Source organism: Arthrobacter sp. AQ5-05 (assembly GCF_003287975.1).
In the GTDB taxonomy this organism is placed as follows: Bacteria; Actinomycetota; Actinomycetes; order Actinomycetales; family Micrococcaceae; genus Paeniglutamicibacter.
Genome location: NZ_QMKQ01000033.1, coordinates 1 through 21,263, shown reverse-complemented (window position 1 = coordinate 21,263; position 21,263 = coordinate 1). Strand labels below are relative to the sequence as shown.

The 21,263-nt window shown below is 60.0% G+C and carries 25 protein-coding genes and 1 pseudogene; 8 read left to right on the top strand and 18 right to left on the bottom strand.

Annotated elements, in window-relative coordinates; translation table 11 throughout:
* Nucleotides 1-53 precede the first annotated feature (53 nt).
* From DQ353_RS18570 to DQ353_RS18555, 5 genes and pseudogenes are all read left to right on the top strand, one after another.
* Nucleotides 54-809, top strand: coding sequence for a DNA/RNA non-specific endonuclease (locus DQ353_RS18570; RefSeq protein WP_286166906.1), 756 nt, complete (start codon nucleotides 54-56; stop codon nucleotides 807-809).
* Nucleotides 810-1,052: 243 nt separating this feature from the next.
* Nucleotides 1,053-1,850, top strand: a complete 798-nt coding sequence (locus DQ353_RS18565) for a ParA family protein (RefSeq protein ID WP_113764674.1) — start codon at nucleotides 1,053-1,055, stop codon at nucleotides 1,848-1,850.
* On the top strand, nucleotides 1,847-2,209 hold the full coding sequence (locus DQ353_RS21425) for a ParB family protein (protein WP_146755331.1): 363 nt from the start codon (nucleotides 1,847-1,849) through the stop codon (nucleotides 2,207-2,209). Before DQ353_RS18565 ends, DQ353_RS21425 begins: the two co-directional genes overlap by 4 nt.
* 1,038 nt (nucleotides 2,210-3,247) lie before the next feature.
* Nucleotides 3,248-3,676: a LexA family protein gene (locus DQ353_RS18560; RefSeq protein ID WP_113764673.1), complete on the top strand. Its 429-nt coding sequence runs from the start codon at nucleotides 3,248-3,250 to the stop codon at nucleotides 3,674-3,676.
* Nucleotides 3,658-4,011, top strand: a pseudogene (locus tag DQ353_RS18555) (Y-family DNA polymerase); the annotation flags it as partial. The gene DQ353_RS18560 and the pseudogene DQ353_RS18555, both read left to right, overlap by 19 nt.
* 794 nt (nucleotides 4,012-4,805) lie before the next feature.
* On the opposite strand, the gene DQ353_RS21845 reads toward DQ353_RS18555, so the two are convergent.
* The 13 genes from DQ353_RS21845 to DQ353_RS22400 form a co-directional block, all read right to left on the bottom strand.
* Nucleotides 4,806-5,624, bottom strand: a complete 819-nt coding sequence (locus DQ353_RS21845; protein WP_181578497.1) for a DUF6544 family protein — start codon at nucleotides 5,622-5,624, stop codon at nucleotides 4,806-4,808.
* On the bottom strand, nucleotides 5,621-6,541 hold the full coding sequence (locus DQ353_RS18545; protein ID WP_146755329.1) for a hypothetical protein: 921 nt from the start codon (nucleotides 6,539-6,541) through the stop codon (nucleotides 5,621-5,623). The genes DQ353_RS21845 and DQ353_RS18545 overlap by 4 nt, the downstream gene beginning before the upstream one ends.
* A 104-nt stretch (nucleotides 6,542-6,645) precedes the next feature.
* Nucleotides 6,646-7,938 carry an IS256 family transposase gene (locus tag DQ353_RS18540; RefSeq protein WP_502696413.1) on the bottom strand — a complete coding sequence of 431 codons (1,293 nt, stop codon included), beginning with the start codon at nucleotides 7,936-7,938 and terminating at the stop codon, nucleotides 6,646-6,648.
* Nucleotides 7,939-8,156: 218 nt separating this feature from the next.
* On the bottom strand, nucleotides 8,157-8,597 hold the full coding sequence (locus DQ353_RS18535; RefSeq protein ID WP_113764669.1) for a hypothetical protein: 441 nt from the start codon (nucleotides 8,595-8,597) through the stop codon (nucleotides 8,157-8,159).
* A 391-nt stretch (nucleotides 8,598-8,988) separates the two neighbouring features.
* Complete coding sequence (locus DQ353_RS18530) at nucleotides 8,989-9,912, bottom strand: CPBP family intramembrane glutamic endopeptidase (protein ID WP_113764668.1); 924 nt, start codon at nucleotides 9,910-9,912, stop codon at nucleotides 8,989-8,991.
* 91 nt (nucleotides 9,913-10,003) lie between these two features.
* Nucleotides 10,004-10,366 (bottom strand): hypothetical protein, encoded by a 363-nt coding sequence (locus DQ353_RS18525; RefSeq protein WP_113764667.1) that lies wholly within the window; start codon nucleotides 10,364-10,366, stop codon nucleotides 10,004-10,006.
* Entirely contained in the window at nucleotides 10,363-11,385 is a 1,023-nt protein-coding gene (locus tag DQ353_RS18520; RefSeq protein ID WP_181578496.1) for a serine hydrolase domain-containing protein, read from the bottom strand. The genes DQ353_RS18525 and DQ353_RS18520 overlap by 4 nt, the downstream gene beginning before the upstream one ends.
* A gap of 214 nt (nucleotides 11,386-11,599) precedes the next feature.
* Nucleotides 11,600-12,463: an alpha/beta fold hydrolase gene (locus DQ353_RS18515; protein WP_146755328.1), complete on the bottom strand. Its 864-nt coding sequence runs from the start codon at nucleotides 12,461-12,463 to the stop codon at nucleotides 11,600-11,602.
* 306 nt (nucleotides 12,464-12,769) lie between these two features.
* Nucleotides 12,770-13,609: a CPBP family intramembrane glutamic endopeptidase gene (locus DQ353_RS18510; protein WP_113764664.1), complete on the bottom strand. Its 840-nt coding sequence runs from the start codon at nucleotides 13,607-13,609 to the stop codon at nucleotides 12,770-12,772.
* A gap of 5 nt (nucleotides 13,610-13,614) precedes the next feature.
* Nucleotides 13,615-13,878 carry a WS/DGAT domain-containing protein gene (locus tag DQ353_RS22415; RefSeq protein ID WP_286166905.1) on the bottom strand — a complete coding sequence of 88 codons (264 nt, stop codon included), beginning with the start codon at nucleotides 13,876-13,878 and terminating at the stop codon, nucleotides 13,615-13,617.
* Nucleotides 13,788-14,021, bottom strand: coding sequence for a hypothetical protein (locus DQ353_RS22410; protein WP_286166904.1), 234 nt, complete (start codon nucleotides 14,019-14,021; stop codon nucleotides 13,788-13,790). Before DQ353_RS22410 ends, DQ353_RS22415 begins: the two co-directional genes overlap by 91 nt.
* A 140-nt stretch (nucleotides 14,022-14,161) precedes the next feature.
* Nucleotides 14,162-14,575, bottom strand: coding sequence for a wax ester/triacylglycerol synthase domain-containing protein (locus tag DQ353_RS22405; protein WP_286166903.1), 414 nt, complete (start codon nucleotides 14,573-14,575; stop codon nucleotides 14,162-14,164).
* Between the two features lie 178 nt (nucleotides 14,576-14,753).
* Nucleotides 14,754-14,894, bottom strand: coding sequence for a hypothetical protein (locus DQ353_RS22400; protein WP_286166902.1), 141 nt, complete (start codon nucleotides 14,892-14,894; stop codon nucleotides 14,754-14,756).
* Between the two features lie 223 nt (nucleotides 14,895-15,117).
* On the opposite strand from DQ353_RS22400, the gene DQ353_RS18500 reads away from it, so the two are divergent.
* Nucleotides 15,118-15,702: a DUF3267 domain-containing protein gene (locus DQ353_RS18500; protein ID WP_113764663.1), complete on the top strand. Its 585-nt coding sequence runs from the start codon at nucleotides 15,118-15,120 to the stop codon at nucleotides 15,700-15,702.
* 3 nt (nucleotides 15,703-15,705) lie between these two features.
* Here DQ353_RS18500 and DQ353_RS18495 read toward each other — a convergent pair whose 3' ends face one another.
* From DQ353_RS18495 to DQ353_RS18480, 3 genes are all read right to left on the bottom strand, one after another.
* Entirely contained in the window at nucleotides 15,706-16,101 is a 396-nt protein-coding gene (locus DQ353_RS18495; RefSeq protein WP_113764662.1) for a CPBP family intramembrane glutamic endopeptidase, read from the bottom strand.
* A complete protein-coding gene (locus tag DQ353_RS18490; protein ID WP_146755327.1) occupies nucleotides 16,089-16,373 on the bottom strand; it encodes a CPBP family intramembrane glutamic endopeptidase in 285 nt (94 codons plus the stop codon). The genes DQ353_RS18495 and DQ353_RS18490 overlap by 13 nt, the downstream gene beginning before the upstream one ends.
* A gap of 1,399 nt (nucleotides 16,374-17,772) precedes the next feature.
* Nucleotides 17,773-18,324 (bottom strand): hypothetical protein, encoded by a 552-nt coding sequence (locus DQ353_RS18480; protein WP_286166901.1) that lies wholly within the window; start codon nucleotides 18,322-18,324, stop codon nucleotides 17,773-17,775.
* A gap of 614 nt (nucleotides 18,325-18,938) precedes the next feature.
* Here DQ353_RS18480 and DQ353_RS18475 point away from each other — a divergent pair.
* Both DQ353_RS18475 and DQ353_RS22045 read left to right on the top strand, forming a co-directional pair.
* A complete protein-coding gene (locus DQ353_RS18475; RefSeq protein ID WP_113764659.1) occupies nucleotides 18,939-20,093 on the top strand; it encodes a DUF8173 domain-containing protein in 1,155 nt (384 codons plus the stop codon).
* Between the two features lie 88 nt (nucleotides 20,094-20,181).
* Nucleotides 20,182-20,337, top strand: coding sequence for a hypothetical protein (locus tag DQ353_RS22045; RefSeq protein ID WP_220094067.1), 156 nt, complete (start codon nucleotides 20,182-20,184; stop codon nucleotides 20,335-20,337).
* Between the two features lie 85 nt (nucleotides 20,338-20,422).
* Here the strand turns inward: DQ353_RS22045 and DQ353_RS18470 are convergent, their stop codons facing one another.
* Complete coding sequence (locus tag DQ353_RS18470; RefSeq protein WP_113764658.1) at nucleotides 20,423-20,815, bottom strand: hypothetical protein; 393 nt, start codon at nucleotides 20,813-20,815, stop codon at nucleotides 20,423-20,425.
* A partial coding sequence (locus DQ353_RS21840; protein ID WP_220094066.1) for a hypothetical protein occupies nucleotides 20,808-21,263 on the bottom strand: 456 nt, incomplete at its 5' end. The genes DQ353_RS21840 and DQ353_RS18470, both read right to left, overlap by 8 nt.

Below are 21,263 nucleotides of genomic sequence, written 5' to 3'. Positions count from 1 at the left end.
CCCGCACTGGGTACGACCCGGATTTTCTAGGTTCCCGCATCGAAGTCCCCACCTTGGACCCCAGCATCCAAGACGATGCAGTCCTCTGGGAAGAAACCGAGGTCATCCCCTACACGCATTTCTCCCTGTCCCTGAGCAAAACCCGGCGCTTCGCCCGCTGGGTCGCCTGGAACATCGACGGAGCCACCATCAAACTACTCAGCCGCACTAACCTCACCTTCACCAAAGACCCACGACTCGCCTCCGACTCCCAAATCGGCAACGAACTGTACAGCGGCAACCGGCTGGACCGCGGCCACATCGCCCGACGCGCCGACCTCACCTGGGGACCCCTCCCCGAAGCCCAACAAGCCAACCAAGACTCCTTCTACTACACCAACATCACCCCACAAATGGACGACTTCAACCAAAGCAAACAAAACGGAATCTGGGGCCGCCTCGAAAACGCCCTCTACGAAGACGTCGCAGTCCAAGACCTGCGAGCCAGCGTCTTTGGCGGCCCGGTCCTCCACCCCGACGACCGCATATACCGTGGCGTCGCCCTACCCTCCGAATACTGGAAACTACTGGCCTACCAAAACCAAGGCACACTGAAAGCTCGGGCGTTCTTGCTGACCCAGGACCTTGACCATCTGCGGGCACTTTTGGCCCTGGACGAGTTCCGGGTCTACCAAATCACCATGGACGAGCTCGAACAACGCACCCAGCTCCACTTCCCCCAGAACGTCAAACAAGCCGGCCAACTAACAGCCGTACGGGAAATATCCGAAAGGAAGCCGCTGGATGCCTCGACAGACATTGAATGGTGAATAGTCTCCATAAGAGCTGCATTGCTGCTGTGCGTTTGCTTGATCGAATCCGACAGCGAGGACCATATCCACACGCATACCGCCAACCACTGTACCGATGGTCCTCACTGTCGGGTTTGTAGATGGCTTCCCGCCGAAAGCACTGCCTTTCCACGACCCACAGCTCATCACTAACACAAGCAATGCTTGTATTACTTGTGTAACAAGCAATACACTTAATGCAAGTACTACGAAAGGTTCTCCGTGATAATCACGATTGGCAATAATAAGGGCGGGGTCGGCAAGACCGGGATTCTGGTACAGCTTGCTGCATCACTTGCCAGGGCTAACCGTTCCGTGCTGGTTGTTGACTTGGACCCCCAAGGAAACGCAAGCCGGCAGCTAGGGTGGGAAGACAACTATGAAAATCCTTCACCCACCATCGGTGATGCACTTCGTGACGCCCATGAAGGCAATGGGGCTGGCGCCCTCGTAGAAGCCGATTTGCTTGATAGCGGTATTGGTGTCGATTTGCTACCCGCGCGAGTCGACTTGGAGAACAGGATTAGCGAAGCCGCGACAGTCGGAGCCGTTCGGAGGTTGCGCAAAGCGCTGGCGGGCTGGACTGATACGTACGACATAGTTCTCATTGACACTCCCCCCTCGCTGGGCCACCTAACGCAAATGGCACTGGCTGCATCTGACGCGGCAGTGTGCGTCACCCAGCCGGAATTTGATTCGGTTGAAGGAATGACGCGCTTTAGATCGTTTGTGGAAGAACACGCCGAAGACATCGCAAACCCAGCCCTTAGATTTGCCGGTGTGATCGTCAACCTTCACAAGAACCTCAACGAACACGTATTCCAGATGGATGGTCTCCGTGAGTTGGTTGGCGAAAGTGAAATCCTGGAACCGGTGATCCCCGAGAGGGCCGTTATCAAAGAAGCAGCCGCTGCTGGGGCATCGGTTTCGGAATACAAGACTGTAGCTGGAAAAAGAATGACTGAAATGTTTGATGAACTGGCAGTTTCGTTCCTTACCAAGATTGAGGTGACCAAGTGAGTAGGCCCGAACGCAAGCGACCAGGTGCAGCGACAGTCCGGCCACAACTAGAAGTCAAACGAGAAGAAATCTTTACGGGAACAACGCAAGAATCTGCCGGTAAGGAGACGACTCCCCCGGTCGAAAAAGTTACTACAAAGAAGCCGGTGACTTTTAGCGCCGATGTTGAGCTTATTGATCGAGCTCGTGCGGCAGTGTTGATGTCTCAAGCACACCAATCAGGTTATCGTTCTCTTGCTAGCCTCATCTCAGCGGCGATAGAAGAAAAACTTGCTGGACTAGCTGACGAGTTCAATAACGGTGAACGTATTGGACCTCTATCTGGAGCGTTTCGATCTGGGCGTCCGTTCCAAAAATGAAATCCTAAGTAAGCGGCAGAAAGCCCGTCGGGCGTGTGCGTTTGGTTCATTGCTTCACTTTCCTTACAAGCCTTGTAAGGAAAGTATTGCCAGTAAGACAAGTAATACTTGTATTACTGGCAATACTTTTTAAGGTGAGTGTCGCTCGAGGATTCAGCGACCTAGACGATGCGGGGCCTGGACAGCAACGGAACAGGATTGCACGTTTAGCCCTCGACTTGAGAGTTGCAGCCAGGTCCGAAGTGTACTTCCGTGGGATTCTGGGGCATTGGTGTCTGCCGGTAGTCCCATAGAAATGCACGATAAAGAGCCTTGCTCCGACCAAAATAACCTTGCTATTGACGTAACCAGACCCATGCGGAGAACGCGTGGATGACACCGGGCGTGGAGCATACTCCGGTAGGAGGGGTGAAGAAAGCTTGCACCTCACCGGACCGCCGCGCATCGGAGTATGGTTGCCTCGCGGCTAGCCATGGGGAGAATCTGGGTGCGGATAGCGGCGCGGTAGCATCCGAGAAAAGACTGGTCTTGAGACGGCCGCGGGCCCCCGTGCCGCACCGATTATGATTTTCGATCTGATTGGCGCGCTTGTTCTTGCGGGTTGCCTCTTGCGCCTCGGGGCGTCGTGCTCAACCGTGTGCACCATGCGTGTATTACAAGTAAAACAATTAATGCTTGTAATGCTTGTATTTATTGTAAGGCAAGTTGTGCCACCTACTTCCCTCAGACGCGCCCCGGCGTGATTTCTTGGATAGTGTCAGCTCCGACTCCTGCCATGGTGGGGGCGGACTAGGGCCGTTCGGGGCGTCGAGTAGGGGACTGGGTAGTAATGGAACTGTCATTGCCCGTTTAGCCCTCGGCTTGAGGGTTGTAGCCTGGCCCGTTGGGGGCTTCCCGCGGAATGCTCGAGGGATTTGGAGACGCTAGGTTCTTGCCAGGAGTGGTCCAAGAAGTTCCCCCAGACCCGGGCGGACCAAATCGTTGGGTACGGACGTATCCTAAGGATGGTAGATATGTTCTAAAAATAAGGTAAAAATTATGAGTATTCAGAATATAAGTTCCCTAGGCGTGGAAGGCCCACCGATCCCTCTCCTGGTTGCCGGAACCTCAATTCCAGCCGGGTACCCGTCACCGGCACAGGACTATTTCTCCGGCGAAATCAACCTCTCCGACTACCTGATCCACGACAAGACGAGCACCTTCATTGTGCGCGTCTGCGGTGATTCCATGCAGGGGGCAGGAATTTCCGACGGGGACGAGCTCATCGTCAACCGGGCACGAAAACCCGTGGATGGTTCCATCGTGGTGGCGGTCCTTGACGGGGAAATGACCGTCAAGCGCCTTCGGCTCACCGAGCAAGGCGTGGTGCTCCAGGCCGAAAATCCGGAGTACCCGGATATCGTCGTGGGGGAGTGGGACGCCCTGAGCGTGTGGGCAGTGGCGGAAACATGCATCCATCGACTGTAAGTGGTGCTATTCCGTTAAACGGGAGATTTCCGCCCGCGGAGGAGTACATCGCCCATGTGGATGTGAACAGCTTCTACGTCAGCTGCGAGCGGGCCTTTGACCCGACGCTGATCGGCCGGCCAGTGATCGTGCTGTCCAACAACGATGGCTGCGCCGTCGCCCGGTCGGACGAGGCCAAGGCGCTGGGCGTGGAGATGGGTGCCCCGTGGTTCAAACTCGCGCCCACGGCCACTTCCGGCTTGGTTGCCAAGTCGAGCAACTACGAGCTCTACGGGGACCTCTCGGCGAGGGTTATGCAGCTTCTGGGCCGGCACTCGGCCTGGGTCGAGGTCTACTTTCTGTACCTGAAAAGCTGTTGCTGGAAGACCTATTGCCCGAGTGGATCTCCGGAGAACAGCTCGCACCGATGACGACCTGGTAGTCATTCCAGAGCGGATATCTTTGACAAGCTGGCCCGAGCACCTTGGCCTGGCGGGCTGGCGGTCGAGCTTTGATCGGCAACGCTCACCCAGACCCGCCCTCTCCAGGCACTCTTTGAGCAGGCGGCCACGAAATGGCTGATTATCGAAAACCATTCGATGCCGTTGTCCTACTGCGGTTCTGGATGGAAACGAAATGGACACCGTGGGAGAGACGGGATTGATTCAATCCACAGGCTCGAACCGAGATTGTTCCTTTCTGCGAGGCCATGTCTTTCTCGGCTTCAGATCGTGTGCCGTATGAGGTCCGCGAGCTTTTTCTCGGGCGTGTCATACGGGACACTAAAACTTCGGTGATTACAAAGGTGCATGTCAATATTCGATTAGTCCGTTAGCGGACCGGCTAACGGAACGGCAGAGGATGGCGCCGAGCGATGGCAGCGGCTCCCTATATAGACTTGGCGGAGCAATGGGTCTGTCACCCCTGGCAGGACGCTTCTCGCCCCTGACGAGCGTCATCGGGTTGACGATGCTCTGGTGCTGATGAGATGTGGAACGCAGGAGGTTGGGGTTCTTGGCCAGCACCGTGGGACTGGGACGGCGGTTGCCGTGGCCGTCCACGACAGCCGCCGAGGTGGCCGCTAACCCCATGCGGCTGCGACTGGCATTGGAGGAACTCGGCCCAACCTTCATCAAACTCGGCCAACTGCTTATGTCTGCGGTTGCGAGTCCTGCTCCGCTTGGTTCAGTCGACCGGGCTCCTGTTGTAGGAGCGGTTGCAGGTCGGTGATCTGGAACCGAAAGAATTCACTGTCCGGCCACCGCTCGGTACCGAATCCCCAGCCAAGCCGGCCGGAACTAGGGACCGTCAGTCCGCCAAAGGTGCGGTAGGCGGTAATTTCGCCGCCGAATGGATGCCACCCAAACGTTCCGGTGGCATCCGGATCGCCCCAGCGGTCAAATACCAGAGTCCGGATACGTCCATCCATCCCGATTACGTACCTAACCTCCACGGGCGTATTTCCGAGCACATGACGGACGGAAATATGCGTCCCGTCAGTTGCCGACCACGTGGTTCCAAACCGGGGCAGCAGCGCCGTCGGCACCCAGATGGCCTCCGCGCCTCCTCGTCCCGCGGCGCTGCGGGACGCATCCGGTCCGGCTGCATGAGCGATGCTGAACACCCCGGCCAGTCTCCAGTCCATGCCTCCAGCACCGTCGAGGTAATGATCCGAGCCAACGATGATCCCGGCCACCCGTGCAGACCAAATAAACCCCTTGTGTGGGTCGAGCAACTGCGTTGACCGAAACGGCAGCCACCTGCCCAGCTTGATGCTTCCACGCATCCTCAGCCGTACCGCTGGTGTCAGAGGGGTTCCTGGCCGGATTGCCGCGCCAAGGTGGAGCCGGACCGGTTCAGGTAACTCCGCGATCTCCTCGCTGGCGAACATATCAAGGTGCGAAGCCTCCCCCTTCAGACGCTGTTCCCACGCGGCCTGGCTTTGTGGTCCGCGCCCGCTGGAACTCACGAGAAATCATCCGACACAGCAGACGGATTCATTCTCCCGGGACGAAGCCATAGCCACAGGATCACCAATACCGCCAGAATGATGATGCCCATCGGCGCCATGATCGTCCAGACCGGTTCACGACCGTGTGCCTGCGCCACAAACGGTGTGAGGAGTATCGGCAAAGAGGTAAGGCCCAGAAAAATCAAGGCCCCTGCTGCGGTTGCATAGCCCAGCCAGTCGCGTCGCAGCAGAGCCAGCCCGGTGGCGAAGACTCCGGGAAGGAGGACCGCAAGATCCAGGACGTGCACCGGACTCGTGGGAATGTTCCAGGAGGCAGCCGACGTTGATGGTCGGCCTGCCAACAAATCGGGGACGATTTCGCTGAGCCATAGAAGGGCGAATAGCACAGCTGTGACCATCAGGAACCACCCAGGCAACCGCACAGGAGTGCGAGCGAACATGGCTTTCAATTCCGTGGTGTTCAGTGTGGCCACGGTGCCTGCCGAGGCAAAGACCGCCAGTCCCAGGACGGCCACCCAGAGCAGAAAGAGCGGACCGAAGTGGATTGAGAACGTGTAAATTGCGTAGTTGTAGGCGGTGAAGACGAGGAGCCCGAGCAGGCATAACTGGGCTTTCGACGAGCCTCGGACGGCGAGCACGGCGAGGACCACGGTCAGCGGCGCAACCAGGAAAAGGTTCACGAGATCCTGCGCGATGCCAGCGTCGAAGAGCGTCGCTGTTTCCTTGCCATAGATGCGTGCGGGCACGAGCAGGCCGGTAATGCTTCCCGCCACCGCCAACACTGCTGCGCCGACGGATAGCCAAAACCATAGCGGGGGAAGCCTCCTGATGGCATGAGGTATTTCCGCATCATTCGGTGTCGGTGTCGGTGTCGGTGACGGGGCGGGGGTCTGTTCTGCGGGCCGATGCTTCATGGCGTCTTCCTTCGCGTGGGCCTGTCAAGTTGTCTGTGTAAGTGACCTAGTCAGATAGCGTTTCTTACTCTAATTATTTGGGCCCTTAAAGTGAAAATTGGGCTCTAGTCCAAGTAGGCTTCCAGGCGTTCGGGGTAGGTCAGGCTCAGGTATTGCAGGGCCTGGTTCCAGCCGGTGGTCTTGGCGCCTTCCAGCAGACGCCCGCCGGTGGCCCGGGTGCCGTTGCGGACCTTGGCCCGCTCGGCGGCGCGTTTGTCCTCGATGTTGCAGATCGCCAACCAGAGCAACTTCACCGCCGCCTGGTCGTTGGGAAAATGGCCACGGTTTTTGGTGACCTTGCGCAGCTGAAAATTCAACGACTCAATGGCGTTGGTCGTATAAATGACCTTTCTCAGAGCCGGAGGAAACGCGAGGAAAGGCGTGAACCGCTCCCACGCGCTCTGCCACGTCTTCACCGCCGCCGGATACTTGGTGCCCCACTCGCCGTCGCTGAACCCCTTCAGAGCCGCGCTGGCGGCTTCCTCGTTCGGTGCCGTGTAGATGAGGCGCAGCTGAGCGGCGACGCTCTTGCGGTCCGCATAGGAAACGAAACGCATGGAGGAACGGATCAGGTGCACCACGCACGTCTGCACCGTCGCGTAGGGCCACGTCGCCTCGATGGCCTCGGGGAAACCGGTGAGCCCGTCGCAGCAGACGATCAACACGTCCTTCACCCCGCGGTTGGCCATCTCGGAGCAGACCTGGGCCCAGAACTTCGCTCCCTCGGCCTGGGCGATCCAGATCCCCAGCACGTGCTTGATCCCTTCCATATCCACGCCCACGGCGATATGCGCGGCCTTGTTCTTCACATGCGCGCCGTCACGGACCTTGATCACGATCGCATCCAGATACATGATCGGGTAGATCGGATCCAACGGGCGGTTCTGCCAGGCGATGACCTCGTCAAGGATCTCATCGGTGATCTTCGAGATCGTCTCGCGCGAGAGTTCGGTGCCGATCGTGGAGGCCAGGTGGTGTTCGATATCCCGAACCGTCATGCCCCCGGCGTAGAGACTCACGATCATGTCCGCCAGCTGCCCGGTATGCCGTGAGCCCTTGGGCACCAGCCGCGGAACGAAGGACCCGGCGCGGTCCCGTGGCACCGCCAGATCGATGTCCCCGGCACTGGTGGACACCGTCTTGGGGTAGGAGCCGTTGCGGGAGTTCGCCACGGCGCGGCCGGCAAACTCGTGCTTCTCGTAGCCCAGGTGCTCGGTCAACTCGGTCTTCAGTCCGCGTTCCAGCCCGGCACGGATCAGATGCTGGATGAAGCCGTCCTTGCCATCGAGTTCGATCTCGCCCCGGTCGATCTGCCCCATCAACTCGTCAAAGGCACCCGAGGCCTTCAACGCTTCCATGTTCCCCACCGCGGCCATCCGCTCCGCCGCCGCCGAGGCGTCCACCTTCACTGCCAATTCATTGTTTTCAATCACGGTCACAATTGTCCTCTAAATCAGATGGTGACTAGGTCACTTACACACTCCATCTGACACGCTCCTTCGCGTTTCTGCTCAGTCCAGGCCACCGAGGTTTCCCCGGAATGCCGGGCGGCTTCACACCCAAACAGTAACGTGCTCTACCGGTTCTCCCTAGTGCCCAGCTTGATACGGGGCAGCCAAGGCACGATACCGAGGAGGGCCAGGACAAGTATGAGCTCCACCACCCCGGTTGTGAAGTAGATCCCCTGCAACCAGCTGAAGCCCCGGATCATGATGGTTTCGACAAGAATCCAGATGATCATCGAGAATCCGGCGACGGCAGTCCACAGGAGAGCCGACACCCGTCGCCCCAGCAGCAGCATGGTCGCGAGCGTCTGGGTACCCCCAATGACGACGAGCAGCAGAAATGCGGGCCAAAAGAAGGACGCGAACGGACTGTTGTCCAGGAATGAATGTGGCATCCCAAGGCCATCGGTGAGAAACATGGCAACCGCTCCACCTACCGCCGAAAGGGCGTTGAAACCAGCGACAACGATCAGGGCTCGCAACACAACTTTTGTCAGGACATCCGCCCGCATGCCAGTCCCGCTTCCTCGTTACGCTCCCCCGGGCCGTCGCCTCAAGGCTGTCTGCGATCCTAACACTTCGGGCCCGGACACTATTATCACAACTTCCGCCGCCAACTGGCGCGCCGATACTGTCACGGCCTTCGTGCCGGGTTGTTCCGTGGCTACTTGAACGAAGCGGACTTTGGCGGGGTCATTTTGTTCGGCATTCCGCTTTCCCTTACCTGGGCACGGGTTAAGGCGAGGCCAACGAAAGTCCGGTCGAAGCTCAGTTCACGTTCGAATTGGGCCACGGCGGCGATGGTACGCGAACTATTTTTGCGGAGGCGTTGATGATGGCCGTTGCGACCCCGTTGTTCAGGGCGCGTTGCTGAGCCCCGGACGTTCAGGCACTGACGCCTCATCACATGCTGTTGACGGCGATATGCACGACGGACGGGACGAGTAAATTGCGTGTGCGTTCAAAGAGGATCCCCAATGAGAGCCCCAGGAGCGATTGCTGGACGATGGTAATGGCGATGGCCGGCAACAGTCCGGCATGACCGGTGCTGGTAAAGCCGGACCCGAGGTGCCAGACGCCGAACACGAGAGCCTGAAGAGCCACCGCCCAACCCGGCCCTACCAGCAGTCGCAGACGCGTCTGCAGGAGGCCCCGGAACAGGAACTCCTCAAGGAAGCCGTTCTGCATGAAGTCGGATGCGAAGGAGCCCAGCAGCCTGACGATCGTCTGTTGGCCGCTGATGAGGGTGTAGGCGAACCAGACAAGCGGTATGGCGCAGCAGATCAACAGCGCCCGCCCCACCCGGTGGCCCCTGGCGAAGCCCAGCGTTGGCAGGCGCGCTCCAGCCAGCAGCAGCACGACTAACGGAATGAGCACGTAGGTGACCGGGTTGGACACGAAGGTCCCGAGGCCCTCACCGAACCACTGTTCGCCCGCTCGTTGAAGCCCTTCGACCAGCGGGGTCCACAACGGGATGTCCGCGCTGCCTGCGACGACGTTGTGGAAAGCAAGGTTGTTCCACCCGGTGAGGACGATGAAAACACCCGCCAGCCCGAGCTGCACCCACACGCGGCGGCGGGCCTGGCCGGCCACGGCGATCACGGCTGGTGCCGGCTTGGTGGCTCCCGTGACGAGCAGGCTGAGCAGGAGCAGGACAAGGCCGACCGCTATGCCCGCCACCGGGACGCTGTGCCCTCCGACGATGAGCACCAGGACGGAGGCGAGCCACACCGCGGCGAAGAACCACGCGGACCTTGAGGCGGCGGTCACCTTCATCGCACGAACGATGTTGCTGCGAAAAATCGACCGCGGGCGGACCTCAGTCATCTGGTGCCTCGTCTTTTTCTTTAGTGTGGGGTGGCCCTACAACAGTCCACCGGTCAACCAACGACCGTCGACCGTCGCTAAAGGTGTGCGTTCACGTCACTGCGAAGCCGGCCGTCGCGAACACCACGAGCAACAGGCAGGTGGCATTCACAAGACTGGGCTGGCTCCACTTGCCTGATCGCAGTGCTGGCCAGTGCCACGCCAGTACGGTGGCGGCCGCTACGGTGAGGGCTGCATAGGCGAGCCAGATGGGGAAGGGGTCCAGGGCGCCCAGCAGAACGGCTGGAAGCACCACGCCCAGCAGTGCGGTCCCGGCAACGCTGCCGAGTACGTTCGCCAAGGCACCTTGGCGGGTGGGTGTATGCCGTATGCTGCGCCACATGCCCCATGCCGTCCACAGGGGGACTCCGAGGGCGATCAGGCCGGTGACGACCAAAACGAGGGTGTCACTCATATCCAGGCCCCTTCGTCGAGGAGGGTCTTGACGAGGTCGCCTTGGAGCATCAGCAGCTGTTCCCCGGTGGGCACGGAGTTGACCAGGTACGCCAGTCCGCGCCCGGTCCGGGGACAGTAGCCGACATAAGAGTGGTGGGACCCGGTGAGTCCGTTGTGGAAGATGAGGTCTTCTCCTGCGGGCGTCTTGGCGAGGACCCAGGTGATGGCGATCTTTGCGTCGGGCATCCAGGGCAGGATCGGTGCTGGTGCCACCGGTTGCAGCCCGGCCGCTCCAGGCTGGCGTCCGTCACGGGTCAGGCGCATCCAGGCTGCGAGGTCTGCGCAGGTGGACCACATGCCGCCGCCGGGTGCTAGTCCGTTCAGGGTCCACGGCTCGGCGGGGCGTCCGCCGAGCAGTCCCTTCTCCCATCCGAGGGGTAAGCCGGCCCGGGAGACGGGAAGGGATGTACCTGTCAGGTCCAGCGGCTCGAGTATCCGCTCGTTAAGAAGTTCCTTGTAGGTCGTTCCAGCCCGGCCTGCCAGCAAATGCGCGAGCAGGGCAACGCCGGCCGTGGAGTAGGAGTATCGCCCTCGGTCCTTCAGTCCCTGACCAAGGATGTCTGCCACCGTGTCCGTTGTGTCCTGGCGCGCGCCGTCCGCGTGGAGCAGACCGAACCATGCGTTGCGGCTGCTGGTCTGGGTTCTCGTGAAGTCGGGCAGGCCCGAAGTGTGCGAGGCGAGCTCCTGCAACGTCACGCCGGCCAGCTCCGATTGGCCCGCATCGGTCAAGTCGTCAACCGTCGTATCGAGCGTTACCTCCTCCTTCATGACCATGTCCATCAGCACCGCACCGCAGAAAGTCTTGGACACCGAACCGATCCCAAACAGCGTCCGCTCGTCGGCGCCGATGCCCGCGTACCTGGTGGTGTCGTCGTCGAGGTAAGCGAGGGCAACCCGATTGAGCCCGCGCAGGTGAGGCTCCGCCCGCGCCAACAGGGCAGCGTCTCCACTGCGGCCAGACGCCTGGCCCACCGGCATGGGCCCCACCAAAGCGAGCAGTCCCGCCGTGCCTAGGCCAGCTCCTGCAGCGAGCAGAGCCCTCCTCGACGCCTTCGGCAGAGGGCGCGAACCCTGGTGGCTACCGGGGCGCTCGGTTGGGCTGCCGATCATCATTACCCGTCCTTGGGATGAGGCCGCCTTACGGCTGCTGGCTTCGCGAAACATGACAACTCATTGGCGACTCAGTGCCATGCTAGCGGATGAATCGGTTTAGCGATTCGGCCATCTCTTCGGAGTGCGTCCAGTGCAGGTAGTGACCGCCGTCGAGCACGACGAGTTCCGAACGATCGAGGGGCTCCAGTTGCTGCTCGTGCGCGGGAAGCCATTGCCCGTTGGTGTCGATGAGCTGTTGTGACAGGAACGCCAGCACCGGCAGCTCGGCTGGGTAGCTCATCCCCGCCACCGCATCGAAGTTCTCTGCGGACCTGTTGTTCTCGTCGATAATAGCCGGGTTGGCATAGTTCCAGATGGTCATCAACCGGATCTGCTCGATCTCTCGCTCGGAATAAACACCGACCGGGGCTGACGGCGCGGTGATTGCCGGGTTGAGTGCGATCATCCACCGCGCCCAGCCGGTCACCGAAAGGAGCCGTTGCCCCGCGCCGATCGTCGGCGCAACGGCGAAGTCCTCTGGAACGGTCCCGTCGATGGTGACAAGGGCTGAGACCTCACCGGGGAAGCGATTGACATAGTCGAGGCTGTAGATTCCCGCCAAGGAGTGAGCCACCAGGACGTAAGAATCATTCACACCCAGCTTCGAGAGCGTGTCATGCAGCTCGGTGGAAATGTTCTCCACGGTCCGCGTCGTGGCATCCAGGTCGCTGAAGCCATAGCCGAACCGTTCGATAACGATAACCTTGTAGGCGTCCTCTAGCTCAGTGACCAGGGGTTTGAAATCCAGCACCGGTGACGCAGTGCCGTAACCGGCAAGCAGCACCACGGTCTGCTCGCCCTCTCCCGTTACCGACACGTTGACCATGCCGCCAGGGATATTGGCTATTTCGCCATACGGGTCGATGTTTGCCCTCTCGACCGCACCCAAAACCAGGTTGCTCACCGTGGAGACAGCCACCAAGGCTACGACCGCGAGCACTACAACCCCGGCGATCCGCCAAAATTTCCTCACCGTGCCACCGTAGAGGCAATTCGCATGGCCAGTGGTCGTGAGCAAAGCCAGGCAGCACGAACCCGCGCCGAAGGTCTGTTCCGATAGCCGACACGGCCAGGGTCCTGCGGTATGGCCCTATCAGTTGCAGAGGAACGACATCTGCGGTTTTCCTTGTGGCAACGATTCTGTGGACTCAATGGCACGGATGCTCGTTGCTCGGGTCCAACCATCCGACGAGCCATCACAAGTTACGGTTCATCGACTCACCGCAGGTGAGGTCGAGTCGAGGAAATCGGGGTGCAGCCCTCGCTTTCGAAGCACCATGACCAGGTAGACGGCGTAACCCGCGCTAATAACGATGGTCGCGGCGAGCACCAGCCACTCGGACTCCACGCTCGTGACCGTAACGTTGCCACTAATGTTGAGAAGTGCATGAAACACGATGAGGGGCAGGATCGTCCCGGTAATGGCGAAGAGGAGAGCTAGCACCACACCGAGAACGACTGCCATTCCGATCTGGACGATCTGCTCAACTCCGGTGTAGCCGCGCGCCAGGTTGACAATGTGACCAATGCCGAAGGTCAACCCAGAGATCACGACTGCGCGAGTGAGAGTGCTCTTGCTGAGGATTCCCCGGAACAGGAACCCTCTAAACACCAATTCCTCGATGAATCCAACGCACACCATCAGGATGATGATCAGCAGCACGGCCGTCAGATCGAGGTCGTCCCTGAAGCCCTTGGTGTACTGCAGTACGGCGATGACAACCAGCGGGAGGTACAACAGTGTGCCGCCGAACTGATCTCTGCGGAGTGGACGGAGGCCGTAGTACCGCGACCAGCCGTTTCTCTTCACGTAGAGGAGGAGCACGATCGAGAGGACGACCAGTAGGGGTGCGGTCGCCGTGTTCGGTCCGCCGATCAGCTCCGACCCCCAGTCGCCGAGGTTGACAAGAAGCACATACGCCACGATCCAGACGACGGCATGCCAGATGGGACTCACATCCCGCAGCTTCTTCACTTTTATCTCCTTAGTTGGTCCGGTCACGTCGTACATCCCCACGATGACCAGGTCCCAGAAGACTAGCTCACTCAACTGCTCTACAGCGGGTTGCCTGCCAATCGGGTCAGCTCTTCACGCATCGCGTGGGCAAACGCGGTACCTGGTACGGTCGCTTCGTCAAAATGGATGCTGCAATGAAGCCTGCCGGCGTAGGACACCGCCGCGACACCCAACCGAACGTTGCCAGCGAGCACCCCAACCGGCCAGATCGCTACAATCGGTGCCCCCGCGAGACTGAGCATGTCCGACGGGCCGGGCACATTGGTGATGAAGCCCGCCACGACACGTTGTTGATGGGCCATGAAGTCCATGCTCCCCGGGGGCCGCGCATGAACTCAAGCGTGCCCTGCTCACGTGCGCGTTCCTTCTCCATCCGGGTCCGCGACGCAATGAGGCGAAGACGGGTGTCGGGCTCCGGCACGCCGAGGGGGAGCCGCACGAGCATTACACCGACCTGGTTGCCCGAAGTACCGCGCCGCCGGAGGGCAACTGGGATAGAGACGGGCAACTCGGCCGGGAGTCGCTCCCCGGCGGCCGACAGTGCTGCCACATACCCGGCGGCAGCGGACGCGAGGAGGGCATCATTTACCGTTGCCCCGATCGGCCGCATTCGAGTCTCAAGCGCGCCGAGATCCACATCTGCGAAGGCGACCCCCCCCGACGCGTGCCCCGGTCACCCAGCAGCATCGTGGCCCCGACCCCTCTGCTGGTGACGGTCATGAGGATGCGACGTAGGCCGAAGCTTATTCTCCCGAGGGCGCGCAGCGGATGCGCCTCGCGGTGGACCGAGACGGCAGGCACCAACGCTTCGGCCAGGGGGAGTGCAGGAGGGGAATCCGCCTCGGCCCGTTCGAATAGCTGCTGCACGATTGCGACGGCGGCCATTCCATCGGCGATCGCGTGGTGGATGCGCAGCACGATCCCTACCCGCCCTGCACTCGCCCCCGGCACGACGAGGAGCTCCCAGGGAGGGCGGTACAGGGATATAGGTTCGGTCATGAGTGCCCGCAGAGTCGCTCCAGCCCGCGGACTCCGTCGACGGGGTCAACGATCCGGATGTGGTGGTTGAGGTCAGGGACCGTTTCGCCCCAGCGATGCCGGCGATCGAGCGCGACTGGGACGCGGTGCAACGATGGAATCGCCGCAATACGATCCTGAAGGCCTGCGCGGAGAGCAGCTAAGTCAGGACCGCCCCGAACCTGACGAAGCCGCCCGGCGCCACGAGGCCGGCGATGAGGAACACATTGACCTGACCAACATGGTCAAGCACCAGGTTCGCTTCATCGACCGCGGGGAGCCACCCTGTTGATGACCGCATGCCAACAGCCTACGTGGCCCGATTGGGTTTCGGAATGCTCTGGAACTTCATCGAGCTTGCCATCCATCGGATACTCTTGGCTGCAAAGCGTCTACTTCGGCTCGGCGTGTTCGAACTGACCCTCGTTCTTGCCCTGCTCGGAGGAGCGCCCGCATCCGCAAACGAGGATCGGTCGGGCACTGACTAGCCTTGAACCCGCTGAGGGCACCGATGAGGAGACGATATGGGCTATCAGAGCTGGCCACGAGACCCCGCTGTGCTTCCCGACGCGTACCGTGAGTATCGGACGGTCGATCTCAAGGACAAGAAGTTCACTGTCGCTGTCCAGATTATTTTCGGGGTGGTTGTTCTCGTTGCCGTGGGAGTTGCGCTCCTACTTGGTCTTCCTCTGCGGAGCAGCTGGAGCCCCATTCTCACTATTCCGGTGACCCTGGCCGCTTGCCTCATCTACATGGCGGCACACGAAGCGACCCATGGGGTCGTGTTGCAGGCATTAACCAAGGTGAAGCCGTCCTACGCACTGCGGTTCCCTTTTCTGACGACGGGAAGCCGGGCCTATCTGACCCGGCGCAGCGCCGTGATTATCGCCATCGCGCCCGCCGTCATCTGGGGACTCGTGCTGCTCGCGGCCTTGCTCACCCTCCCGCAGGATTTTCTGTTGACCACTTACATCTTGCTGGCCCTGAATTTCGCAGGATCCGCGGGAGACCTCGTCGAGGTGTACGTGGTGTCGCGGCAACCCTCCGATGCGTTGGTCCAGGATGACGGGAACAAGGTGCTCGTTTTCGTGCCTCTTGACTCGCGATAGCCGTCAACAGGAAGACGGGGTCGGTTCGTCAGCGGTCCCTGACACGCGACTCGTGTGGCCGCTGATGGGATCATCGGTTGCCTGAGCGGGTTGTGCATTAAGCGGGCGCTGCGCCGACCGCCGGGTGATTGATCGCATCATGAAGACTCCGTAGGCCGTAAAGACAACGATGTAAACCAGATAGATCACGATGTCCGTGGATCTCACGCTCGTCGTGACCGTTTCCTCGGAAGTGACGAAACCTGCGAGGTCGATCAGCGCGTGGATCACGATCAGCGGCCACAGAACACCTGTCCGCAGGGTCACTACCGCGAACCCGAACCCCATTGCCGTGGCATAGGCCACTTGAAGCAAGGTTGCGATGAGGTCCACCCCGTACAGGAGGTTCAGCAGGTGCATCGCGCGAACACGATGGATGAGAGAATGGCGGCCCTCCAGAGTCCCATCGGAGCGAGCGCCTGCAAGATCAGGCCGCGGAAGAAGACCTCTTCAACGAAACCTATGATGCAGGCTAGGGCCAGGAAGAGGACGAATTCCTCGAAGCGCATTCGGGAGATATTGACGATTGCGACCCAGGCGACGGGAAGTGCACGGAAACCGACTTGCCTCCACGATCGCAGCGCGGTCAACAGCGCGACGGCCAATGCCGCTAGGAACAGTTCTGCGAGCAACTCCCTCACCGTCGGGGGAACATCCGGTAACGCAATGGCGAAAGTCGGATAGCAAACAGCGAATCACTACAGCAGTGCCCTAGTCAGTGCTTGCTCATAGTCCAAGCATCACTGGGCAGTTGCGCGCCTCACGTTCCGCAGAGTGTTCCCCTACCGGACACGCAATCGCAGAGCAGAAGACTTCTGACATTTAGTGCAGGCGACTTCTGAAAATTACATATCTGCCCATCGGGCAAGGGAAACTAACTTCAGTATCCGGTCAGATCCGGACCCAGCTTTCCTTTTCATGGCGTCATTGTCGGGTTTTCTGGGAAAACTCACCTAAATTCCGATGAAAAGGAGCCTCAGTGGCAGGGCAGTGACCATATGGATCATTCTTGGAACCGGTGCGCACGAGTTCCAAACCCGACGGATGAAACACAAAAAACATCCCTCGCCACAGTCATGACTCCCGGTACCACATCCACACGATCGATCCCGCCACTAGGCCCAGCCCCGCGCCTACGGCCAGACCTGGAGCGCCGGCAAAGACAAGCCCGAACCCTGCGCCCACCGTGAGCCCAATGCCGGGCAGAGATTCCATTAAGCTTCGGCGGCTTGCTTGCTTTTTTTCTTCCGCATTGGTCATGAACCGACCATACCCCTGGGGTATGCGCTTCGCGATAGATGAAGCCTATTGTTGGTCTTTACCGAAAATCATGTGCTGTGGTTTTTAATCTTCAGTGTCGTCCTTTGACACAGGGCATTGTTGGAGATGGAGCCGGCGGGTTGGGTGTCCCGATCAATGATGGAATTCGCGTTCGGGCTGAGAGGTCAAGCCGGCGAACTGCCACCAAAGCCAGTCCCGGTCATCTCCCCGGACACGGCATGGTCTCCAGGATTTCCAGGGATACGCATTTGCAGGACAGGCAACGTGGGAGGGCAATGAAAGCTCACGTGGTTTGTCTGGGAGTGTCCACGATCCTGTAAATGGATAAACAAAAAGCCGTGGTTCCGGTTATCGCCGGAACTCTCAATTCGCAGGCAGCCTACTCGACGCAACGGGACGCACGCCGCAGGACGCGATCGGCCGACGGCGTGTAGGTAGATGATGAGCACGACCAACAGACTAATTAGCACGATGCCGGGGAGCCCAGGGGAACGTACCCGTTAACCGCCTAAGTCCTTGAGGGCAGTACTACGCTTCCTTCGGCGCTTGTCATCTTCTGCGAAGGCCTCGGCCATCGCCACACCGATCCCACCACCGAGCGCTATACCGACACCGATGTTGCCCGTCGCGATCCCCAACATGGTTCCGACTGCGAGTCCAACGGCGAATCCGGCACCCCACTTCCCAAACACTTTCCGGCTGCGGCTATCCATGCTGTTCGAATCCTGTGTCATTTTTCTCCCTCATTGTCTATGCGCTAGTGCCCTTGCGTGGCATGGAGCTGGCGAGTCGCCAGAGTCTTGCTCCCACGAGGAAGGCGCCAATAATGATGACTGCCGAGACGATGAGCCACGCCCCTTGGCTGGTCCATCCGATGCTGATCCCATCTGCGCTTGAGGACGCCGAGACATCGACGAACAAGTACGTTGCGTGTGCCTCGGCAATCCCACTGTTCTTGACCGCAGCAAGCATGCCGGCGGCAAAGGACAACAAGAGGCCCCAGTAAACAAAGAGGACCACGCCGGCAGCGATGATCCCGATGGACCACAAGGGACGAAGCGTCCCTTCTCTAGCCCTACGCGCTGCGAGGGCAGCGGGCGGGCCAAGGGCATGGAGCTTAACACCGATGTCTCGCGGGTCTGCAAGGAGTTCTTTGCGCAGTGAACTGATAGCAGTCTTACGTTCCTTGATTTGCAGGAATCCTTCGAGGTGCCAGTCGAAGCGGGCTAGATAAACGGACATCCGCCAGCGCTCACGTAGCGAGCGTCGGGAGGTATCTAGGGTGCGCGGGCTATCGCTCACGAGCTCTCCCTTCATGACTGAAAACCTTGCTCAAAGTGTCTTCACTGTACCTCTGAAGCATGGCATTAGCGATTCATTCCCTGTAGCCACCTATTTGCATTCGCATAGCTGGAATTGGTACTTGAGATGCTGAAATGCCCAACGACTCCACCGGATCATGTTGAGTCGTATCGCTTGATTCGATTCTCGTTCATCTGAAACGAGCCGTACAGTTCCAACGGATGGCCAAGACATTCTCCACGAAAGGGTGGAACGTCCGGTCAAGGTTCCTCTCCGGAACGTCTTCAGCACAAAGCCTAGAACCTCGGTTTCGAGCCCAGCGGCACCGGCTGTCGACCCTCTTGGGACACCGGCTAATCCCTCAGCCACCCACACCGACGGATCTGCCATGAATCACTTCCACCAACGAAGGCCCTCAACCTAGGGCAGTCACCCGTCCGAGCAACGTGCCGCACTTGGCGGGCAAAAAGAACACAGCCACCCGTAGCCTTGTGTCAATACCTCCGGATAGGCTGAAGCCGGGTCGGTCCTACTGGCATACACATTTCCATCGCGTGGCGTTCGTCCGGCCGGCACCTCGCAGACGTGTCATCCAGGCTTGGAAGGATACCAAAATGAACGTATTCTCACGCATCTACCGGTCTATCGGGGCCGTCCTGCTGATCGGCTTCCTGGTCTTGTTCGCAGGCTCCACCGCCACTGTCGCCGCTCCGGCGCCTACCCCATCGGCAACGAACGATAGCGAAGGCCCCCACTTCTACAGCGATCTATCCATCGACGTCTCGGATACTGTCGACGGGGACGTATATGCCTCTGGGCAGTCCGTCACCATCAGCGGCAACATCACCGGAGACGTGATCGCAGCGGCGCAGACGATCACCATCACAGGCACCGTGGACGGCAACGTACGCCTCGCCGGGCAGAACGTCACGATCAGCGGCGACGTCTCACGCAGCGCAACAATCTTCGCCGGCAGCATCAACGTCACCAAAACCGGAAAGCTCGGCAATGACCTGGTTGGGGCCGCCGGCGACCTCAAGATCTCCGGCAACGTCGGAAGGGATCTGATGGCCAGCGTCGATCGGCTCAGCATCGACGGAACTGTCGGCGGAAACGCCACCTACTACAGCGACACCGAAGCGCAAATCGCGCAGGGATCGGTCGACGGTGCCGTGGAGCGCGTCGCTCCGCCGCAAAAAACAAGCCAGGACCCCTCACCTGGCGCTTCATTCGTCTCCTGGTCCCTGGGTTTGCTCTACGCTCTGGTCGCACTGAGCCTCGTGACCCTATTCGCTGGCCTTCTCTTCCCTCGTTGGCTCTCGAGAGTAACCAATCACCTCATACCCTCACCTTGGAAGGCGCTGCTGGTCGGGTTCCTGGCAGCCCTCGCCGTTCCCGTTGCACTGCTGGTCCTCCTGGTAACGATCATCGGCGCACCCCTGGCACTCACTGGCCTTCTTGTCTGGATTGCGCTCACGCTCGCGACGTTCGTCTATGGAGCCTTCTATATTGGGCGGCTGTTGCTCCGCGGTAATCAGCCTCCTGTACTGAAATCGTTCATCGGTGGCCTGATCCTGATCATCGCCTTGCACATCCCGTGGCTCAATATCGTGGTGTGGTTTGCGATGGTGTTCTTTGGTCTGGGTGCCCAGCTCCTGGAGTTCCATAGCCAGCGACCGTGGAGGACCAAGCCGAAGGTGGAAAATACTTCCTCTGCGCCGCTTCCCGCCGCAGTTGACGACGGCAATAGCGGCCCACGCACCCTGTGAGATAACCGGCACGGCGGCAACCCTGATCGGTCCAAGGGCAAACGGTGCCCGTGCCTAAACTCCACTCGAGGACCATGAACCAAGGGGCATGAAAAGCGATCACCACCTCACCGTCGAACGCTTCACTGTCATGTCTGCAGGTGGACACCTTTCCGTGGTCGAACAGCCGACGCTATTCGCCGAAGCCCGGATCACGTTCCTCATACGGGACGATCAATATCGCGGAGCAGAAGTGCGTCATTAATGAGTGAAGCAATTGTGGGAGGACGATTGCAGACGATGATGCGCCCGGATTGTATGCGTCAGAATGGAGGTGGTCGGAGGAATCCTCATCGTTTGGGTAGCTTCACGACACCTTGCAGCTCGTTCAAAACTTCCCGGAGCTTGTCCCGCTCGTCCACGACTGTGAGAAGAGCTGTCGCGTAGTTTTTGACGCGCTGGCCTAGCTCCTTGACTTCCGTGCTGAGGCGATGATTGCGTTCGGATTCCTTTGCCAGCCGCGCCCGAAGCAGATCGACTTCAGGCTTGGTTCGATTGAGTGCACGGGCCCGTTCCTGAAAGCTGGCGTTGACGTCGGGATTGTCGTGGGTTAGGCGGTGACGCTTGACGCCCGCCACTTCAACGAGGCGAACCCCGGTCAGCGGCCCGGGCACACGCCCCTCGATGAGGTCGTCGGCGGCCCGCTGGAGTGCAGCGCGGACCTCGTTGGTGTTTTCAGTCATCGGTGCGACTCCTCTCGTGTTGCTGAATCGATCTGGTGACGGCTTCAGCGACTTGTTGTCCGCGTTGGTAGCGTATCGGCGGTGCGAGAACATCGGCCGTCAGGTCGGCGACGAACACTGTGAGGTCTTCGATGTCCTCATCGGTCCTGGCGATATTCGAGCACCCGCGTCGACACTCGCCCAACGACGGACCGTCGTTGTCACGCGCACAGAGTGCCGTTGATTGGTTATAAACGCAATGCATGCCGGATCCCTTGAAAATTTGTAGTGCCGGGTCGGTGAGCAGGCTACTGGCCTGGCGGCGTGTGGGAATGGACCGGCTGTCAACGGCAGTTTGAAACTGCCCACTGGCGGCAACCGAAAGTGACCACTGGCGGCAGTCTCGCTGACCATGGGCGGCAATGCCATTGACCGCTGGCGGCAACGGTTTTGACCGGCCGTTCGGGGC

Excerpts from the sequence above, each read along its gene's own strand:
- DQ353_RS18470 (WP_113764658.1), bottom strand. The coding sequence starts at position 20,815 with ATGACTGAAAACACCAACGAGGTCCGCGCTGCACTCCAGCGGGCCGCC.
- DQ353_RS18520 (WP_181578496.1), bottom strand. The coding sequence starts at position 11,385 with ATGCCGGTGGGCCAGGCGTCTGGCCGCAGTGGAGACGCTGCCCTGTTG.
- DQ353_RS18535 (WP_113764669.1), bottom strand. The coding sequence starts at position 8,597 with ATGCGGGCGGATGTCCTGACAAAAGTTGTGTTGCGAGCCCTGATCGTT.
- DQ353_RS22405 (WP_286166903.1), bottom strand. The coding sequence starts at position 14,575 with ATGACCGAACCTATATCCCTGTACCGCCCTCCCTGGGAGCTCCTCGTC.
- DQ353_RS18500 (WP_113764663.1), top strand. The coding sequence starts at position 15,118 with ATGGGCTATCAGAGCTGGCCACGAGACCCCGCTGTGCTTCCCGACGCG.
- DQ353_RS18525 (WP_113764667.1), bottom strand. The coding sequence starts at position 10,366 with ATGAGTGACACCCTCGTTTTGGTCGTCACCGGCCTGATCGCCCTCGGA.
- DQ353_RS22400 (WP_286166902.1), bottom strand. The coding sequence starts at position 14,894 with ATGCGGTCATCAACAGGGTGGCTCCCCGCGGTCGATGAAGCGAACCTG.
- DQ353_RS18545 (WP_146755329.1), bottom strand. The coding sequence starts at position 6,541 with ATGAAGCATCGGCCCGCAGAACAGACCCCCGCCCCGTCACCGACACCG.
- DQ353_RS18475 (WP_113764659.1), top strand. The coding sequence starts at position 18,939 with ATGAACGTATTCTCACGCATCTACCGGTCTATCGGGGCCGTCCTGCTG.
- DQ353_RS18560 (WP_113764673.1), top strand. The coding sequence starts at position 3,248 with ATGAGTATTCAGAATATAAGTTCCCTAGGCGTGGAAGGCCCACCGATC.
- DQ353_RS18530 (WP_113764668.1), bottom strand. The coding sequence starts at position 9,912 with ATGACTGAGGTCCGCCCGCGGTCGATTTTTCGCAGCAACATCGTTCGT.
- DQ353_RS18495 (WP_113764662.1), bottom strand. The coding sequence starts at position 16,101 with ATGCACCTGCTGAACCTCCTGTACGGGGTGGACCTCATCGCAACCTTG.
- DQ353_RS18540 (WP_502696413.1), bottom strand. The coding sequence starts at position 7,938 with ATGGAAGCGTTGAAGGCCTCGGGTGCCTTTGACGAGTTGATGGGGCAG.
- DQ353_RS22045 (WP_220094067.1), top strand. The coding sequence starts at position 20,182 with ATGAAAAGCGATCACCACCTCACCGTCGAACGCTTCACTGTCATGTCT.
- DQ353_RS22415 (WP_286166905.1), bottom strand. The coding sequence starts at position 13,878 with ATGGCCCATCAACAACGTGTCGTGGCGGGCTTCATCACCAATGTGCCC.
- DQ353_RS22410 (WP_286166904.1), bottom strand. The coding sequence starts at position 14,021 with ATGCTCGTGCGGCTCCCCCTCGGCGTGCCGGAGCCCGACACCCGTCTT.